The organism is Shigella sp. FC1967 (assembly GCF_001743005.1).
Taxonomy (GTDB): Bacteria; Pseudomonadota; Gammaproteobacteria; order Enterobacterales; family Enterobacteriaceae; genus Proteus.
This window is the reverse complement of record NZ_MIIZ01001117.1, coordinates 1-816: the sequence shown is the minus strand read 5'-3', so window position 1 is coordinate 816 and position 816 is coordinate 1. Positions and strand designations below refer to the sequence as shown.

The 816-nt window shown below is 35.3% G+C and carries 1 pseudogene; it reads right to left on the bottom strand.

Annotated elements, in window-relative coordinates:
* A pseudogene (locus BHE89_RS19030) lies at nt 1-566 on the bottom strand (acyl-CoA synthetase FdrA); the annotation flags it as partial.
* Nucleotides 567-816: the final 250 nt, after the last annotated feature.

Here is an 816-nt window from a genome sequence, read left to right as displayed (position 1 = left end):
TAGCGAAAGCAAGAGGAGCACCTGCAATATTTGCTGTACCACAGTCAGGTCCCATAACAATCAAACCTTTTGCCGCTGCTTTTTCTTTTAATGCTTTTTTCATCTGCGATAGAAACGTTGTCAGAGAACAGCATAACGTTACAGCCATCTTCTAACCCCGTATCGGCTAACTCAGCAGCATATTCACCAGCAATAGAGATAAGTAGCATATTGGCATTAGGATTTTTTTGTTTAGCGGTACGCCAGCTACGGACTGTCGTTAATTTGTTACCACCTTTTTGACCACTTGCAATTTCGGCAAGTGCGTCTTCTAATGCCGTTGAAATCATATCGATAATGGCAGGATCGTCTGATTCCGCTTTAATCGAAACACAAATGTCATTCGGTGTTGCTTCGTTAAACATGTCATGCCAGAAACCGGTGACATCAAGAAGAGATTTATTCGCTGGTGTTCCCATCATGACGGAAATTTCTTCCACCTCAGGGGCTTCACTTAATTTTCGGGAAATAATCATCAGGCTTACGGAATCCTGAAAGCTCCCTTTTTTAATAAAAGCATGGATCATTATGATATCCTTAACGCATTTAATATATGTAACAACACATATTTATTTGCATTTCGTTTTTTTGATAATAAGAAGCCTATTTGCTTAATTTATTAAGCAATATAAATAAATGTCTGATTTATTAATTTCTAATCTCTGTATATAAACATACTGAAGAAAAAATAGAAATGTAGAGTGATAGAAGTCACACTTATTTATTGTAAAAAATTTTTATTTAATCGGATGATATTTATTAAATAAATTATGATGA